This window comes from Bradyrhizobium sp. CCBAU 11430 (genome assembly GCF_028128855.1).
Classification (GTDB): domain Bacteria; phylum Pseudomonadota; class Alphaproteobacteria; order Rhizobiales; family Xanthobacteraceae; genus Bradyrhizobium; species Bradyrhizobium ottawaense.
Map to the genome: position 1 here is coordinate 231445 of NZ_LBJV01000073.1, position 14297 is coordinate 245741.

25 protein-coding genes are annotated in these 14297 nt (G+C 63.5%); all 25 read left to right on the forward strand.

Going from position 1 to position 14297, the window contains the following annotated elements; all coding sequences use genetic code 11:
• The first annotated feature begins 1 nt into the window (after nt 1).
• Nucleotides 2-622: a 50S ribosomal protein L4 gene (gene rplD / locus XI04_RS35905; RefSeq protein ID WP_020508797.1), complete on the forward strand. Its 621-nt coding sequence runs from the start codon at nt 2-4 to the stop codon at nt 620-622.
• On the forward strand, nt 619-921 hold the full coding sequence (locus XI04_RS35910) for a 50S ribosomal protein L23 (protein ID WP_018322264.1): 303 nt from the start codon (nt 619-621) through the stop codon (nt 919-921). Before rplD ends, XI04_RS35910 begins: the two co-directional genes overlap by 4 nt.
• Before the next feature lie 12 nt (nt 922-933).
• Complete coding sequence (gene rplB, locus XI04_RS35915) at nt 934-1767, forward strand: 50S ribosomal protein L2 (RefSeq protein WP_018322265.1); 834 nt, start codon at nt 934-936, stop codon at nt 1765-1767.
• Between the two features lie 12 nt (nt 1768-1779).
• Nucleotides 1780-2058, forward strand: coding sequence for a 30S ribosomal protein S19 (gene rpsS / locus XI04_RS35920; RefSeq protein WP_008136357.1), 279 nt, complete (start codon nt 1780-1782; stop codon nt 2056-2058).
• A gap of 10 nt (nt 2059-2068) precedes the next feature.
• On the forward strand, nt 2069-2455 hold the full coding sequence (rplV, locus tag XI04_RS35925) for a 50S ribosomal protein L22 (RefSeq protein ID WP_008136353.1): 387 nt from the start codon (nt 2069-2071) through the stop codon (nt 2453-2455).
• Between the two features lie 17 nt (nt 2456-2472).
• Nucleotides 2473-3198, forward strand: coding sequence for a 30S ribosomal protein S3 (rpsC, locus tag XI04_RS35930; protein WP_014494500.1), 726 nt, complete (start codon nt 2473-2475; stop codon nt 3196-3198).
• A 30-nt stretch (nt 3199-3228) separates the two neighbouring features.
• The gene (rplP, locus tag XI04_RS35935) at nt 3229-3642 is read left to right on the forward strand and encodes a 50S ribosomal protein L16 (protein WP_008136349.1); all 414 of its coding nucleotides are present in this window, start codon (nt 3229-3231) and stop codon (nt 3640-3642) included.
• Between the two features lie 5 nt (nt 3643-3647).
• On the forward strand, nt 3648-3854 hold the full coding sequence (gene rpmC / locus XI04_RS35940) for a 50S ribosomal protein L29 (RefSeq protein WP_247526456.1): 207 nt from the start codon (nt 3648-3650) through the stop codon (nt 3852-3854).
• A 13-nt stretch (nt 3855-3867) separates the two neighbouring features.
• A complete protein-coding gene (rpsQ, locus tag XI04_RS35945) occupies nt 3868-4116 on the forward strand; it encodes a 30S ribosomal protein S17 (protein ID WP_007603028.1) in 249 nt (82 codons plus the stop codon).
• A gap of 83 nt (nt 4117-4199) precedes the next feature.
• Nucleotides 4200-4568 (forward strand): 50S ribosomal protein L14, encoded by a 369-nt coding sequence (rplN, locus tag XI04_RS35950; RefSeq protein ID WP_007603030.1) that lies wholly within the window; start codon nt 4200-4202, stop codon nt 4566-4568.
• Entirely contained in the window at nt 4568-4882 is a 315-nt protein-coding gene (gene rplX, locus XI04_RS35955; RefSeq protein ID WP_007603031.1) for a 50S ribosomal protein L24, read from the forward strand. The genes rplN and rplX overlap by 1 nt, the downstream gene beginning before the upstream one ends.
• Nucleotides 4875-5432 (forward strand): 50S ribosomal protein L5, encoded by a 558-nt coding sequence (gene rplE, locus XI04_RS35960; RefSeq protein WP_018322267.1) that lies wholly within the window; start codon nt 4875-4877, stop codon nt 5430-5432. Before rplX ends, rplE begins: the two co-directional genes overlap by 8 nt.
• A gap of 46 nt (nt 5433-5478) precedes the next feature.
• Nucleotides 5479-5784, forward strand: a complete 306-nt coding sequence (gene rpsN / locus XI04_RS35965; RefSeq protein ID WP_018322268.1) for a 30S ribosomal protein S14 — start codon at nt 5479-5481, stop codon at nt 5782-5784.
• Between the two features lie 14 nt (nt 5785-5798).
• The gene (rpsH, locus tag XI04_RS35970) at nt 5799-6197 is read left to right on the forward strand and encodes a 30S ribosomal protein S8 (RefSeq protein ID WP_018322269.1); all 399 of its coding nucleotides are present in this window, start codon (nt 5799-5801) and stop codon (nt 6195-6197) included.
• Nucleotides 6198-6213: 16 nt separating this feature from the next.
• A complete protein-coding gene (rplF, locus tag XI04_RS35975) occupies nt 6214-6747 on the forward strand; it encodes a 50S ribosomal protein L6 (RefSeq protein WP_028141004.1) in 534 nt (177 codons plus the stop codon).
• A gap of 11 nt (nt 6748-6758) precedes the next feature.
• Nucleotides 6759-7121 carry a 50S ribosomal protein L18 gene (rplR, locus tag XI04_RS35980; RefSeq protein WP_007603036.1) on the forward strand — a complete coding sequence of 121 codons (363 nt, stop codon included), beginning with the start codon at nt 6759-6761 and terminating at the stop codon, nt 7119-7121.
• Nucleotides 7122-7165: 44 nt separating this feature from the next.
• Nucleotides 7166-7762 carry a 30S ribosomal protein S5 gene (rpsE, locus tag XI04_RS35985; RefSeq protein ID WP_018322271.1) on the forward strand — a complete coding sequence of 199 codons (597 nt, stop codon included), beginning with the start codon at nt 7166-7168 and terminating at the stop codon, nt 7760-7762.
• A 23-nt stretch (nt 7763-7785) separates the two neighbouring features.
• Nucleotides 7786-7980: a 50S ribosomal protein L30 gene (gene rpmD / locus XI04_RS35990; protein WP_018322272.1), complete on the forward strand. Its 195-nt coding sequence runs from the start codon at nt 7786-7788 to the stop codon at nt 7978-7980.
• Between the two features lie 15 nt (nt 7981-7995).
• Entirely contained in the window at nt 7996-8481 is a 486-nt protein-coding gene (rplO, locus tag XI04_RS35995; protein WP_028141003.1) for a 50S ribosomal protein L15, read from the forward strand.
• Nucleotides 8482-8631: 150 nt separating this feature from the next.
• Nucleotides 8632-9963, forward strand: coding sequence for a preprotein translocase subunit SecY (gene secY, locus XI04_RS36000; protein ID WP_028141002.1), 1332 nt, complete (start codon nt 8632-8634; stop codon nt 9961-9963).
• A complete protein-coding gene (locus XI04_RS36005) occupies nt 9960-11171 on the forward strand; it encodes a preprotein translocase subunit SecY (protein ID WP_028141001.1) in 1212 nt (403 codons plus the stop codon). Before secY ends, XI04_RS36005 begins: the two co-directional genes overlap by 4 nt.
• Nucleotides 11168-12058, forward strand: coding sequence for an adenylate kinase (locus XI04_RS36010; protein WP_028141000.1), 891 nt, complete (start codon nt 11168-11170; stop codon nt 12056-12058). The genes XI04_RS36005 and XI04_RS36010 overlap by 4 nt, the downstream gene beginning before the upstream one ends.
• 187 nt (nt 12059-12245) lie before the next feature.
• The gene (gene rpsM / locus XI04_RS36015; protein ID WP_008549231.1) at nt 12246-12614 is read left to right on the forward strand and encodes a 30S ribosomal protein S13; all 369 of its coding nucleotides are present in this window, start codon (nt 12246-12248) and stop codon (nt 12612-12614) included.
• A 122-nt stretch (nt 12615-12736) separates the two neighbouring features.
• A complete protein-coding gene (gene rpsK, locus XI04_RS36020; RefSeq protein ID WP_007603045.1) occupies nt 12737-13126 on the forward strand; it encodes a 30S ribosomal protein S11 in 390 nt (129 codons plus the stop codon).
• Nucleotides 13127-13238: 112 nt separating this feature from the next.
• The gene (locus tag XI04_RS36025; protein WP_008136316.1) at nt 13239-14270 is read left to right on the forward strand and encodes a DNA-directed RNA polymerase subunit alpha; all 1032 of its coding nucleotides are present in this window, start codon (nt 13239-13241) and stop codon (nt 14268-14270) included.
• The last annotated feature ends 27 nt before the right edge of the window (nt 14271-14297 follow it).

Here is a 14297-nt window from a genome sequence, read left to right on the forward strand (position 1 = left end):
GATGGAATTGAAGGTCACCACCCTCGAAGGTAAGGAAGCCGGCTCGGTCCAGCTGTCCGACACCATTTTCGGCCTCGAGCCGCGCCAGGACATCATTGCGCGTTGCGTGCAGTGGCAGCTCAACAAGCGTCAGGCCGGCACCCACAAGGCCAAGGGCCGCGCCGAGATCTGGCGCACCGGCAAGAAGATGTACAAGCAGAAGGGCACCGGCGGTGCTCGTCACGGCTCGGCCCGCGTGCCGCAGTTCCGCGGCGGCGGCCGTGCCTTCGGTCCGGTGGTGCGTTCGCACGCCACCGACCTGCCGAAGAAGGTCCGCGCGCTGGCGCTGAAGCATGCGCTCTCGGCCAAGGCCAAGGACGGCGATCTCGTCGTGATCGAGAAGGCCGCGCTGGAAGCCGCCAAGACCAAGGCGCTGCTCGGTCACTTCTCGGGTCTGGGTCTGACCAACGCGCTGATCATCGACGGCGCCGAGCTCAACAACGGCTTCGCCGCTGCGGCCCGCAACATCCCGAACATGGACGTGCTGCCGATCCAGGGCATCAACGTCTACGACATCCTGCGCCGTCAGAAGCTCGTTCTGACCAAGGCCGCCATCGATGCGCTGGAGGCGCGCTTCAAATGACGAAGAACATCGAGGCTCGCCACTACGACGTGATCCTGTCGCCGGTCGTGACCGAAAAGGCCACGATCGCCTCGGAGCACAACAAGGTGCTGTTCAAGGTGGCCGCCAAGGCGACCAAGCCGCAGATCAAGGAAGCGATCGAGAAGCTGTTCGACGTCAAGGTCAAGAGCGTCAACACGCTGGTCCGCAAGGGCAAGACCAAGATCTTCCGCGGCAATCTCGGCTCGCAGTCGAACACCAAGCGCGCGATCGTGACCCTCGAAGAGGGCCACCGGATCGACGTCACCACCGGTCTGTAAGGTCGTACGACGATGGCACTGAAGACATTCAATCCTACGACGCCGGGCCAGCGCCAGCTGGTCATGGTCGATCGTTCGGCCCTCTACAAGGGCAAGCCGGTCAAGGCGCTCACCGAGGGCAAGCACTCCTCGGGCGGCCGCAACAACACCGGTCGCATCACCGTGCGCTTCCGTGGCGGTGGCCACAAGAAGACGCTGCGCACCGTGGATTTCAAGCGCGAGAAGATCGACGTCCCCGCGACCGTCGAGCGTCTCGAGTACGATCCGAACCGCACCGGCTTCATCGCGCTGATCAAGTATCAGGACGGCGAGCAGGCCTACATCCTGGCGCCGCAGCGCCTGGCCGTGGGTGACACCATCATCGCCGGCAACTACGTCGACGTGAAGCCGGGCAACGTCATGCCGCTCGGCAACATGCCGGTCGGCACGATCATCCACAACATCGAGGTCAAGATCGGGAAGGGTGGCCAGCTCGCCCGTTCCGCGGGCACCTATGCCCAGCTCGTCGGCCGCGACCAGGACTACGTGATCATCCGCCTGAACTCGGGCGAGCAGCGCCTGGTGCACGGCCGTTGCCGCGGCACGATCGGCGCGGTGTCGAACCCGGATCACATGAACACCTCGATCGGCAAGGCCGGCCGCAACCGTTGGCTGGGCCGCAAGCCGCATAACCGCGGTGTTTCGATGAACCCGATCGACCATCCGCACGGCGGTGGTGAAGGTCGTACCTCGGGCGGCCGCCACCCGGTCACCCCGTGGGGCAAGCCGACCAAGGGCAAGAAGACCCGCACCAACAAGTCGACCAACAAATTCATTCTCCTAAGCCGCCACAAGCGGAAGAAGTAAGGAACGCCGGACATGGTTCGTTCAGTCTGGAAAGGCCCGTTCGTCGAGGGTTCTCTGCTCAAGAAGGCAGATGCCGCCCGCGCGTCCGGCCGTCACGACGTCATCAAGATCTGGAGCCGTCGCTCGACGATCCTGCCGCAGTTCGTCGGCCTGACCTTCGGCGTCTACAACGGTCAGAAGCACGTGCCGGTGGCCGTCAACGAGGAAATGGTTGGTCACAAGTTCGGCGAGTTCTCGCCGACCCGGACCTTCCATGGCCACTCCGGCGACAAGAAAGCCAAGAAGGCTTGAGGATTAAACGATGAGCAAACCTAAGCGCGAACGGAGCCTCGCCGAGAACGAGGCCAAGGCGGTCGCCCGGATGCTGCGGGTGAGCCCGCAGAAGCTCAACCTGGTCGCCCAGCTCATTCGCGGCCGGAAGGCAGCTGCTGCGCTCGCCGATCTGCAGTTTTCGCGCAAGCGGATCGCGGTCGACGTGAAGAAGTGCCTGGAATCGGCTATCGCCAATGCCGAGAACAACCACGATCTCGACGTCGACGATCTCGTCGTGGCTCAGGCCTTCGTCGGCAACGGCCTCGTGATGAAGCGCTTCGCCGCTCGTGGCCGTGGCCGTTCGGGCCGTGTCTACAAACCATTTTCGCAGCTGACGATCATCGTTCGTCAGGTCGAAGCCGAAGCAGCCGCTTAAGGGCGCAGGAGAACACGATGGGTCAAAAGATCAATCCGATCGGTCTGCGTCTCGGCATCAACCGCACCTGGGATTCCCGCTGGTTCGCCGGCAAGCAGGAATACGGCAAGCTGCTGCACGAGGACGTCAAGATCCGTGAGATCCTGCACAAGGAGCTCAAGCAGGCGGCCGTCGCCCGCATCGTGATCGAGCGTCCGCACAAGAAGTGCCGCGTCACCATCCACTCGGCTCGTCCGGGCGTGGTGATCGGCAAGAAGGGCGCCGACATCGACAAGCTGCGTAAGAAGGTCGCGGACATCACCTCGTCCGACGTCGTCATCAACATCGTCGAGATCCGCAAGCCGGAACTCGATGCGACGCTGGTGGCCGAGTCGATCGCGCAGCAGCTCGAGCGCCGCGTGGCGTTCCGCCGTGCCATGAAGCGCGCCGTTCAGTCGGCGATGCGTCTCGGCGCGGAAGGCATCCGCATCAACTGCTCGGGACGTCTGGGCGGTGCGGAAATCGCGCGCATGGAGTGGTATCGCGAAGGTCGCGTGCCGCTGCACACGCTGCGCGCCGACATCGACTACGGCGTTGCGACCGCGTTCACGACCTTCGGCACCTGCGGCGTCAAGGTCTGGATCTTCAAGGGCGAGATCCTCGAGCACGATCCGATGGCCCAGGACAAGAGAATGGCCGAAGGCGAGACGGGTGGCAGTGGTGATCGTGGTGGCCGTCAGCGCCGCGATACGGCTGCAGCCTAAAGCCGCACAGGAATTTGAGGGCTTAAAGCCATGATGCAACCTAAGAAAACGAAGTTCCGGAAGGCGCATAAGGGCCGCATCCACGGCGTTGCGTCTTCGGGCGCGACGTTGGCGTTCGGCCAGTTCGGCCTGAAGGCGACCGAGCCTGAGCGCGTCACCGCGCGCCAGATCGAAGCCGCTCGCCGCGCGCTGACCCGCCACATGAAGCGCGCCGGCCGCGTCTGGATCCGCGTGTTCCCCGACGTTCCGGTGTCGAAGAAGCCGGCCGAAGTCCGCATGGGCTCCGGCAAGGGTTCGCCGGAATTGTGGGTCGCGCGCGTCAAGCCGGGCCGGGTGCTGTTCGAGATCGACGGCGTCAACACCCAGACGGCGCGTGAGGCGCTGACCCTGGCGGCCGCCAAGCTGCCGATCAAGACGCGCTTCGTCGAGCGCATTGCGGAGTAATGGCCATGGTCCAGATGAAGATCGAAGACATCCGCGCGATGAGCCCCGACCAGCAGGACGACGCCGTCCTGAACCTGAAGAAGGAGCGCTTCAACCTGCGCTTCCAGCGCGCCACCGGGCAGCTCGAGAACACCTCGCGCCTGCGCGAGGCCCGCCGTGACATCGCCCGGATCAAGACCGTCGCCGCGCAGACGCGCGCGAAGAAGAAGTAAGAGGCTTACGAAGATGCCGAAACGTACTTTGCAGGGCGTGGTCGTCAGCGACAAGCAAGCCAAGACCATTGTGGTGCGCGTCGATCGCCGCTTCACGCACCCGATCTACAAGAAGACGATCCGCCGTTCGAAGAACTACCACGCGCACGACGAGAGCAACGAGTTCAAGCCGGGCGACATGGTGTGGATCGAGGAATCGAAGCCGATTTCGAAGTTGAAGCGCTGGGTCGTGATCCGGGGCGAACACAAGAAAAGCGCCTGATCTGTTGGCTTTAGCCGACTGACCTCAGGGAAATGTTGAGCGCCGGCTGGGCTGGCGCAAAGAGAAGAGGACGAGGTGCATCAATGATTCAGATGCAGACCAACCTCGACGTGGCCGACAATTCTGGCGCACGCCGTGTCATGTGTATCAAGGTGCTCGGGGGCTCCAAGCGCCGCTACGCCACGATCGGCGACATCATCGTCGTTTCGATCAAGGAAGCAATTCCGCGTGGCAAGGTGAAGAAGGGCGACGTGATGAAGGCCGTCGTGGTGCGCGTCCGCAAGGACATCCGCCGCGCCGACGGTTCGGTCATCCGCTTCGACCGCAACGCCGCCGTTCTGATCAACAACCAGTCCGAGCCGGTCGGCACCCGTATCTTCGGGCCCGTGCCGCGCGAGCTGCGCGCGAAGAACCACATGAAGATCATCTCGCTCGCGCCGGAGGTGCTGTGATGGCTGCCAAGATCCGCAAGGGCGACAAGGTCGTCGTGCTGACCGGCCGCGACAAGGGCCGCACCGGCGAAGTGTTCGAAGTGCGTCCCGACGCCGGCACGGCGCTCGTGCGCGGCATCAACATGGTCAAGCGTCATCAGAAGCAGACGCAGGCCCAGGAGGGCGGCATCATCTCGAAGGAGTCGCCGATCCAACTGTCCAACATCGCGTATGTCGGCAAGGACGGAAAGCCGACCCGCGTCGGATTCAAGATTCTGGCGGACGGCAAGAAGGTCCGCATCGCCAAGAGCTCGGGAGCTGAGATCGATGGCTGAGGCCGCTTACACGCCGCGCCTGCGCGCGGAATACGATGCGAAGATCCGCACGGCCATGACCGAGAAGTTCGGTTATGAGAACGTCATGCAGGTTCCGCGTCTGGACAAGGTCGTGCTGAACATGGGCGTTGGCGATTCCGTCAACGATCGCAAGAAGGCCGAGACCGCCGCTGCCGAGCTGACCCAGATCGCCGGCCAGAAGGCGATCGTGACCTATTCGCGTATCGCGATCGCGACCTTCAAGCTGCGTGAGAACCAGCCGATCGGCTGCAAGGTCACGCTGCGCAAGGCCCACATGTACGAGTTCATCGATCGCCTGGTGACGGTCGCGCTGCCGCGCGTCCGCGACTTCCGCGGCCTGAACCCGAAGAGCTTCGACGGCCGCGGCAACTACTCGCTCGGCATCAAGGAGCACATCATTTTCCCCGAGATCGACTTCGACAAGGTCACGGAAGCCCGCGGCATGGACATCACCGTCTGCACCACGGCCAAGACCGACGAAGAGGCGAGGGCCTTGTTGACCGCTTTCAATTTCCCGTTCCGGCAGTGAGACGCTGACCTAAAGCCTCTCAAACGCGGATACCCAGGAGCCAAGCATGGCAAAGAAGAGTTCAGTCGAGAAGAACAACCGGCGCAAGCGGATGGTGAAGAACGCCGCCGCCAAGCGCGAGCGGTTGAAGGCGATCATCGCCGACAAGAAGCTGCCGATGGAGGAGCGTTTCGCTGCGACGTTGAAGCTGGCGGAAATGCCGCGCAACTCGTCGGCAACCCGCATCCGCCTGCGTTGCGAGCTGTCGGGCCGCCCGCGCTCGAACTACCGCAAGAACAAGCTGTCCCGTATCGCGCTGCGCGAACTTGGCTCCAAGGGCATGGTCCCGGGCCTCGTGAAGTCCAGCTGGTAAGGAGGGTCGTTTAGATGTCTACGCACGATCCAATCAGCGATCTGATCACCCGTATCCGCAACGCGCAGATGCGCTCCAAGACCAAGGTCTCCACGCCTGGCTCGAAGATGCGCGAGAACGTGCTCGAGGTCCTCAAGTCCGAGGGCTACATCCGCGGTTACGCCACGCTCGAGCACTCCTCGGGCCGCAGCGAGATCGAGATCGAGCTGAAGTATTTCGACGGCGAGCCCGTCATCCGCGAGATCGAACGTGTTTCCAAGCCCGGGCGCCGCGTCTACGCCTCGGTGAAGAACCTGCCGCGGGTCAACAACGGGCTCGGCATTTCGGTGTTGTCGACGCCGAAGGGGATCATGGCCGACCACAGCGCGCGCGACGCGAATGTGGGCGGTGAAGTCCTCTTCACGGTGTTCTGAGAAGGATTTTTGATCCATGTCACGTGTTGGCAAAAGGCCTGTGGCGGTTCCGTCGGGTGTGACCGCGACCGTCGATGGGCAGACCGTCAAGATGAAGGGGCCGAAGGGCCAGCTTCAGTTCGTCGTTCATGACGACGTCGAGGTGAAGCTCGAGAGCGGCCAGATCATGGTCAAGCCGCGGCTCGAGACCAATCGCGCCCGCGCGCTCTACGGTACCGCTCGCGCCCAGGTCGCGAATCTGGTCGAAGGCGTCACCAAGGGCTTCGAGAAGAAGCTCGAGATCACCGGCGTCGGTTACCGCGCCGCGATGCAGGGCAAGAACCTGCAGCTCGCGCTCGGCTACAGCCACGACGTGATCTACACGATCCCCGAGGGGATCACGATCACCGTGCCGAAGCCGACCGAGATCACGGTGACGGGCAGCGACATCCAGCGCGTCGGCCAGGTTGCGGCCGAGATCCGCGGTTATCGCCCGCCGGAGCCCTACAAGGGCAAGGGCGTGAAGTATGTTGGCGAATTCATCTTCCGCAAGGAAGGCAAGAAGAAGTAACGGAGCCGGTCATGTCCAAAGCCAAGGTTACCAATGCCCGGCGCAAGCGGAGTGTGCGGCTGAAGCTGCGCCGCTCCGGTGGTGGTCGTCCGCGTCTGTCGGTGTTCCGCTCGTCCAAGCACATCTACGCCCAGGTCATCGACGACCTAAAGGGCGAGACGCTGGCCTCTGCCTCTTCGCTCGAGAAGTCGATGCGCGACGGCGGCAAGACCGGCGCCGACATCGATGCGGCGAAGGCGGTCGGCAAGCTGCTGGCCGAGCGCGCCGCCGAGAAGGGCGTCAAGGAAGTCGTGTTCGATCGCGGCAGCTACCTCTACCACGGGCGCGTCAAGGCTCTTGCCGACGCAGCGCGTGAGAGCGGGCTGAGCTTCTAACAGAATTTGAGGATTGAGGCGCAAGCCTCTGAAGGATTGGAAAAATGGCAGAACGCGAACAACGTGGTGGACGCGATCAACGCGGCGGCGGCGGACGTGAACGCAGGGAGCGCGAGGAGCGCGACAGCGAGTTCGTCGACAAGCTCGTCCACATCAACCGCGTGGCCAAGGTCGTCAAGGGCGGCAAGCGCTTCGGTTTCGCAGCGCTGGTCGTGATCGGCGACCAGAAGGGCCGCGCCGGCTTCGGTCACGGCAAGGCGCGCGAAGTGCCGGAGGCGATCCGCAAGGCCACCGAGTCCGCCAAGCGCAACCTGACCCGCGTCTCGCTGCGTGAGGGCCGCACGCTCCATCACGACATCGCCGGCCGTCATGGCGCGGGCCGTGTCTACCTGCGTGCAGCTCCCGCCGGTACCGGCATCATCGCCGGCGGCCCGATGCGCGCCGTGTTCGAGACGCTCGGCGTCCAGGACGTGGTCGCCAAGTCGATCGGCTCGTCGAACCCCTACAACATGGTTCGCGCGACCTTCGACGCGCTGAAGCATCAGGATTCGCCGCGTTCGGTCGCAGCCCGCCGCAACATCAAGGTGTCCACTCTGCAGTCCCGCCGTATCGGTGGTGATGCCGAGGCGGCTGCCGACTAACGGAAGCTCTGGAGTAGACTCCCATGGCCAAGGCCAGCAAGACGATCAAGCTCGAGCAGACCGGCAGCGCGATCCGGCGCCATCACTCGCAGCGCTCGACGCTGATCGGGCTCAAGCTCAACAAGATCGGTCGCACCAGCGAACTGCAGGACACCCCGGCAGTCCGTGGCATGATCGAGAAGGTTCACCATCTCGTCCGCATCGTCGACGAGAAGTAAATAAGGAGAAGGGCGATGAAGCTCAGCGATATCGCCGACAACGCCGGCTCGCGCAAGAAGCGCATGCGCGTCGGCCGTGGCATCGGTTCGGGCAAGGGCAAGCAGTCCGGCCGCGGCGGCAAGGGTCAGACCGCGCGTTCGGGCGTGCGCATCAAGGGTTTCGAAGGCGGCCAGATGCCGATGCATCGCCGTCTGCCCAAGCGCGGCTTCAACAACATCTTCCGTGTCGAGTTCGCCGAGATCAATCTCGACCGGCTCCAGGAAGCGGTCGATGCCAAGAAGATCGACGCCGGCAGCGTCGTGAACGTCGAGGCCTTGGTGAAGGGCGGCGTGCTGCGCCGGCCCAAGGGTGGCCTGCGGCTGCTCGGCCGCGGCGAGCTCAAGTCCAAGCTCAACATCGAAGTCCACGGCGCCACCAAGACCGCGATCGCCGCGGTCGAGAAGGCCGGCGGCTCGGTGAAGATCCTCGCCCCTGCCAAGGAAGAAGGCGAGGCGGCGTAACAACTGCGTCATTGGCCCGCGGCTCGCGGGCCTTTACGCGTGCGGGACGTGGACTTATCGAAGCCGAGCCCCAGATAATGTCCGGTGTCCGGTATAATGTAGCCCGGCCGCGGGCATGACGGCGCAATAGGCGGCGGGAGAAAGTCCAAGATGGCCTCTGCAGCGGAACAACTGGCAGCCAATCTCAATTTCGGTGCGTTTGCCAAGGCTGACGAACTGAAGAAGCGCATCTGGTTCACCCTGGGTGCGCTGCTCGTTTATCGGCTCGGGACCTACATCCCGCTCCCCGGCATCGATCCCAATATCTGGGAGCAGGTGTTCCGCTCCCAGGCGGGCGGCATCCTCGGCATGTTCAACATGTTCGCCGGCGGCGGCATCCACCGCATGGCGATCTTCGCCTTGAACATCATGCCGTATATCTCGGCCTCGATCATCATCCAGCTCCTCACCACCGTCTCGCCGCAACTCGAGGCGCTGAAGAAGGAAGGCGAGTCCGGCCGCAAGCTGCTGAACCAGTACACCCGCTATCTCACGGTGATCCTGGCCGCGTTCCAGTCCTACGGCATCGCGGTGGGCCTCGAGGGCGCCGGCAACGTCGTCAGCGACCCCGGCCTGTTCTTCCGCCTGTCCACCGCGATCACGCTGACCGGCGGCACCATGTTCCTGATGTGGCTGGGCGAGCAGATCACCTCGCGCGGCATCGGCAACGGCATCTCGCTGATCATTCTCGCCGGCATCGTCGCCGAACTGCCCGCCGCGCTCGCCAACATGCTCGAGCTCGGCCGTCAGGGCGCGATGTCGACCGGCCTGATCCTGGTCGTCATCATCATGGCGGTCGCCGTGATCGCCTTTATCGTGTTCATGGAGCGCGCGCAGCGCCGCCTCCTGATCCAGTATCCGAAGCGCCAGGTCGGCAACAAGATGTTCGAGGGCCAGTCCTCGCATCTGCCGCTCAAGCTCAACACCTCCGGCGTGATCCCGCCGATCTTCGCGTCCTCGCTGCTGCTGCTGCCGACCACGGTAGCGAACTTCAACGCGGGCAGCGGGCCGGAATGGTTCCAGTGGATCACGACCCAGCTCGGCCATGGCCGTCCGCTGTTCCTGATCATGTATCTGGCGCTGATCGTGTTCTTCGCCTTCTTCTACACCGCGATCGTGTTCAACCCGACCGAGACCGCGGACAATCTGAAGAAGCACGGCGGCTTCATTCCGGGCATCCGTCCCGGCGAGCGTACCGCGGAATATATCGACTACGTGCTCTCGCGCATCACCGTGCTCGGCGCGGTCTATCTGGCGATCGTCTGCTTGATCCCGGAGATCCTGATCTCCTACGCCTCGGTGCCGTTCTACTTCGGCGGCACCTCGCTGCTGATCGTGGTCAGCGTCACCATGGACACGGTGGCACAGGTGCAGGGTTATCTGCTGGCGCATCAGTACGAAGGCCTGATCCGCAAGTCGAAGCTGCGCGGCCGCCGTAGATGAGAAGGGAGCTCGCGCGCCGGATCGCTTTCACGATTGGCGCGCTGCTCCTCTTCAGGCTCGGCACCCAGGTCCCGTTCGTCGGGATGGGGGCGCCGGGCCCGTCGTTCTCAGGCGAACATGTGGTTCGCTTTTCGATCTTCGCGCTCGGTATCCTTCCCTATCTGACGGCCGCGATCGTCGTCCGGCTTGTTTCGCTGGTATCGCGGCGCTTGAGTTCGCTCGAGAGATCGGGCGAGCGCGGCCGGCGCAGGATCTCCGGCTACACGCTGATCGTGACTCTGGTCTTCACCACCTTCCAGGCCTACGGCTACGCCTCGACCATTCGGACAATTCCGGCGCTGGTCCCCGATCCCGACGAATGGCCCGTGCTCGCGGCCACGGCCTCGATCGTGGGTGGCGTGTTCGTCCTGGTCTGGCTCAGCGAACAGATCACCCGCCACGGCATCGGCAATGGCCTGGCGCTGCTGCTCAGCGTCAATATTCTCGTTCATGTCCCGGTCGACATCGCCGGCATCGCACGCCTTCTGCAGGACGGCCAGGTATCCGGCAGTGTCGTGCTGGTCCACGCGATCGTCTGGATCGGGGTCATCGCCCTGATCGTCTTCGTCGAGGGTGCGCGACGCAATGTCGGCGTCGAGTTCGCCGAGCGCAGACTCGGAGATCGCCTGCTGCCCGCGCGAGCAGCGATTCTCCCGATCAAGATCAACAGCGCAGGTTTTCTGGTGCCGGCCACGGTGGCGCCCTGGATCCTGTTTCTGCCGGTGGCCGGTTTGGCCTACGTCTTTGGTGCCGATACGCCGTGGGTCGCCGCCGCCTACCGGCACCTTGGTTTTGGCATGCTGGCCCATCTGGTGCTTGGATCGGTTGCGATCTTTGTGCTGGCCTTCATCTACACGGCCTACGTCGTCGATCCCGAGCACGCGGCCAAATCCCTGGCCGCGCGCGACGGCACGATTCCCGGTGTCGCGCCGGGCGAGGCGACCGCCGACTATCTCGACCGCGTCGTGTCATTGACGACAGTCGTCGGAGCCGTCTACCTGACTGTGTTGCAGTTGATTCCGGAGGTCTTCGAGCTTTACGGGATCGGGCTGCCTTATAGTATGATGATCAATGGCGGTGGGGCGCTGGTTGTGGTTTGCACCGCTCTTGATATCAAAACACAGGTGCGCGACGTATCGCTCACCAATCCGGGGGGCGTACGCCGATGAGAATTATACTTCTGGGACCGCCGGGGTCGGGCAAGGGGACCCAGGCGCAGTTGCTGGTGCAACGCTATGGCATCGTCCAGCTCTCGACCGGCGAGATGCTGCGTGCCGCGGTTGCGGCCGGTACGCCGGTCGGGCTGAAGGCCAAGGAGATCATGGCCAGCGGTGGTCTCGTACCCGACGAGGTCGTGGTCGGAATCATCTCCGATCGGATCGACCAGCCGGACGCCAAGAACGGTTTCATCCTCGACGGTTTCCCGCGCACCGTGCCGCAGGCCGAGGCGCTGGACGAGCTGCTCAAGCACAAGCACCTCAAGCTCGACGCCGTGATCGAGCTCCGCGTCAACGAGAGCGCGCTGCTGAACCGTGTCGAGACCCGCGTCGCCCAGATGCGTGAGCGCGGGGAGGAGGTCCGACTCGACGACACGCCGGAGGTCCTGACCAAGCGCTTAGCCAGCTACCGCAACCAGACGGAACCGCTGATTCACTACTATTCCGAGCGGCGCAAGCTCTCGACCATCGACGGTATGATGGCCATCGACGAGGTCACCCGCGCCATTCATCGCCAGCTCCTGGCGTTAGGGGCAGTCGAGCCCAAGACCCACGCCAAAAGCGCAGCCAAGGCGGGCCCGGCCAAGAAGGCCAAGGCCAGCAAGAAGGCGAGCAAGAAAGCCAGGAAAACAGCCAAACAGCCCTCCAAAACGACCAAAAAACCCGCCAAATCGGCCAAAAAGGCCGCCAAGACGGCGGTGAGGGGCCCCAAGAAGACGGCCAAGAAAGCCGGCAAGAAAGCGGCGAAAAAGGCAGCCCAAAAGACCGCCAAGAAGGCTGTCAAAAAGGGTGCCAAAAAGGCCGCAAAAAAGGTCACGAAAAAGCGAGCTAAGCGCTAGCAGCGGTTGACGAAAGCCCCTGGAATCCCCTAATAAGCCCCGCATCCAAGTCGGATAGTTTCAAACGATGCCGGGCCCCAGGAAGACCAGGGGTGGGCGTCGTGTTCGCGTTTGTGAACACCTGCCCGAGAAACCAAGCACTTAAAGACCGGTTCCTGACGAGGGATCGGCAACAGGAGAGAAGGCCGTGGCCCGTATTGCCGGCGTGAACATCCCGACCAACAAGCGCGTGCTGATCGCGCTCCAGTATATCCATGGCATCGGTCAGAAGATCGCCGGTGAGATCCTGGAGAAGGTGAAGATCCCCGTGGATCGTCGCGTCAATCAGCTGAGCGACGCCGAAGTGCTCCAGATCCGCGAAGTGATCGACCGCGACTATCTCGTCGAGGGCGACCTGCGTCGTGAGGTCGGCATCAACATCAAGCGTCTGATGGACCTCGGCTGCTATCGCGGCCTGCGTCATCGTCGCGGCCTGCCGGTACGCGGCCAGCGCACCCACACCAATGCGCGCACGCGCAAGGGTCCGGCCAAGGCCATCGCCGGCAAGAAGAAGTAAGTTTTCGAATCCAATCGCGGCGTGTGGCGAACAGGGATGACCCGTTCGCCACGCGCCTTTCGTTCCACAGGTGTAGCCGCTGGCATTACGGCGGCGTTTGAGATCTTCAGGAAAGGTACTCTATGGGCAAGGAAGCCACCCGCGTTCGTCGTCGTGAGCGCAAGAACATCGCCTCCGGCGTCGCGCACGTGAACTCGTCGTTCAACAACACGACCATCACCATCACCGACGCGCAGGGCAACACGATTGCCTGGTCTTCCGCCGGCACGATGGGCTTCAAGGGCTCGCGCAAGTCGACCCCGTACGCCGCGCAGGTTGCCGCCGAGGACGTGTCCAAGAAGGCGCAGGAGCACGGCATGCGCACGCTGGAAGTCGAAGTCGCAGGTCCCGGTTCGGGCCGCGAGTCGGCGCTCCGCGCGCTTCAGGCCGCGGGCTTCACCGTCACCTCGATCCGTGACGTGACCACGATCCCGCACAACGGTTGCCGTCCCCGCAAGCGTCGGCGCGTTTGATTTCGAGTTGCGGGCGCATTGGCGCCCGCAATGACTTTTCTAAGAAGCCGCGGGAATGATCCGCGGCCTTTCTCCAACGCCAGTATTTGAGCTTTCAAATTGACTGGCCTGTATGGGTGAAACAGTGACGATCCAGAAAAATTGGCAAGAACTGATTCGACCGAACAAGCTCCAGGTCACGCCCGGCAGCGATTCGAACCGTTTCGCGACCATCGTCGCCGAGCCGCTCGAGCGCGGCTTCGGCCAGACGCTCGGCAACGCGCTGCGCCGCATCCTGCTCTCCTCGCTCCAGGGCGCGGCAGTGCAGTCGGTGCACATCGACGGCGTGCTGCACGAGTTCTCCTCGATCGCTGGCGTTCGTGAGGACGTCACCGACATCGTGCTCAACATCAAGGACATCTCGATCAAGATGCAGGGCGAAGGCCCCAAGCGCATGGTCGTGAAGAAGCAGGGCCCGGGCGTCGTCACCGCCGGCGACATCCAGACCGTCGGCGACGTCGTGGTGCTGAACCCCGATCTGCAGATCTGCACCCTCGACGAGGGCGCGGAGATCCGCATGGAGTTCACGGTCGCCACCGGCAAGGGCTACGTGCCCGCCGAGCGCAACCGCCCCGAGGACGCGCCGATCGGCCTGATCCCTGTCGACAGCCTGTACTCGCCGGTCCGCAAGGTCTCCTACAAGGTCGAGAACACCCGCGAGGGCCAGATCCTCGACTACGACAAGCTGACCATGACGATCGAGACCAACGGCGCGATCTCGCCGGATGACTCCGTGGCTTACGCCGCGCGCATCCTGCAGGATCAGCTCAACGTGTTCGTCAACTTCGAAGAGCCGCGCAAGGAAGTTGCCCAGGAGATCATCCCGGACCTCGCCTTCAACCCGGCCTTCCTCAAGAAGGTGGACGAGCTCGAGCTGTCGGTGCGTTCGGCCAACTGCTTGAAGAACGACAACATCGTCTACATCGGCGACCTCGTGCAGAAGAGCGAGGCGGAAATGCTCCGCACTCCGAACTTCGGCCGCAAGTCGCTGAACGAGATCAAGGAAGTGCTGGCCCAGATGGGTCTGCATCTCGGCATGGAAGTGCCGGGCTGGCCGCCGGAGAACATCGACGAGCTCGCCAAGCGCTTCGAGGATCACTACTGATCCGAGCTACGACAGGCTAAAGCGCGA

Coding starts and splice junctions, on each gene's coding strand:
- rpsS (WP_008136357.1), top strand. CDS start 1,780: ATGGTTCGTTCAGTCTGGAAAGGCCCGTTCGTCGAGGGTTCTCTGCTC.
- rplR (WP_007603036.1), top strand. CDS start 6,759: ATGTCCAAAGCCAAGGTTACCAATGCCCGGCGCAAGCGGAGTGTGCGG.
- rpsK (WP_007603045.1), top strand. CDS start 12,737: ATGGGCAAGGAAGCCACCCGCGTTCGTCGTCGTGAGCGCAAGAACATC.
- rplX (WP_007603031.1), top strand. CDS start 4,568: ATGGCTGCCAAGATCCGCAAGGGCGACAAGGTCGTCGTGCTGACCGGC.
- rpmC (WP_247526456.1), top strand. CDS start 3,648: ATGGTCCAGATGAAGATCGAAGACATCCGCGCGATGAGCCCCGACCAG.
- rpsE (WP_018322271.1), top strand. CDS start 7,166: ATGGCAGAACGCGAACAACGTGGTGGACGCGATCAACGCGGCGGCGGC.
- rpsQ (WP_007603028.1), top strand. CDS start 3,868: ATGCCGAAACGTACTTTGCAGGGCGTGGTCGTCAGCGACAAGCAAGCC.
- rplV (WP_008136353.1), top strand. CDS start 2,069: ATGAGCAAACCTAAGCGCGAACGGAGCCTCGCCGAGAACGAGGCCAAG.
- secY (WP_028141002.1), top strand. CDS start 8,632: ATGGCCTCTGCAGCGGAACAACTGGCAGCCAATCTCAATTTCGGTGCG.
- XI04_RS36005 (WP_028141001.1), top strand. CDS start 9,960: ATGAGAAGGGAGCTCGCGCGCCGGATCGCTTTCACGATTGGCGCGCTG.
- rplF (WP_028141004.1), top strand. CDS start 6,214: ATGTCACGTGTTGGCAAAAGGCCTGTGGCGGTTCCGTCGGGTGTGACC.
- rpmD (WP_018322272.1), top strand. CDS start 7,786: ATGGCCAAGGCCAGCAAGACGATCAAGCTCGAGCAGACCGGCAGCGCG.
- rpsC (WP_014494500.1), top strand. CDS start 2,473: ATGGGTCAAAAGATCAATCCGATCGGTCTGCGTCTCGGCATCAACCGC.
- rpsH (WP_018322269.1), top strand. CDS start 5,799: ATGTCTACGCACGATCCAATCAGCGATCTGATCACCCGTATCCGCAAC.
- XI04_RS36025 (WP_008136316.1), top strand. CDS start 13,239: ATGGGTGAAACAGTGACGATCCAGAAAAATTGGCAAGAACTGATTCGA.
- rplE (WP_018322267.1), top strand. CDS start 4,875: ATGGCTGAGGCCGCTTACACGCCGCGCCTGCGCGCGGAATACGATGCG.
- rplD (WP_020508797.1), top strand. CDS start 2: ATGGAATTGAAGGTCACCACCCTCGAAGGTAAGGAAGCCGGCTCGGTC.
- rplN (WP_007603030.1), top strand. CDS start 4,200: ATGATTCAGATGCAGACCAACCTCGACGTGGCCGACAATTCTGGCGCA.
- XI04_RS36010 (WP_028141000.1), top strand. CDS start 11,168: ATGAGAATTATACTTCTGGGACCGCCGGGGTCGGGCAAGGGGACCCAG.
- rplB (WP_018322265.1), top strand. CDS start 934: ATGGCACTGAAGACATTCAATCCTACGACGCCGGGCCAGCGCCAGCTG.
- rplO (WP_028141003.1), top strand. CDS start 7,996: ATGAAGCTCAGCGATATCGCCGACAACGCCGGCTCGCGCAAGAAGCGC.
- rpsN (WP_018322268.1), top strand. CDS start 5,479: ATGGCAAAGAAGAGTTCAGTCGAGAAGAACAACCGGCGCAAGCGGATG.
- XI04_RS35910 (WP_018322264.1), top strand. CDS start 619: ATGACGAAGAACATCGAGGCTCGCCACTACGACGTGATCCTGTCGCCG.
- rplP (WP_008136349.1), top strand. CDS start 3,229: ATGATGCAACCTAAGAAAACGAAGTTCCGGAAGGCGCATAAGGGCCGC.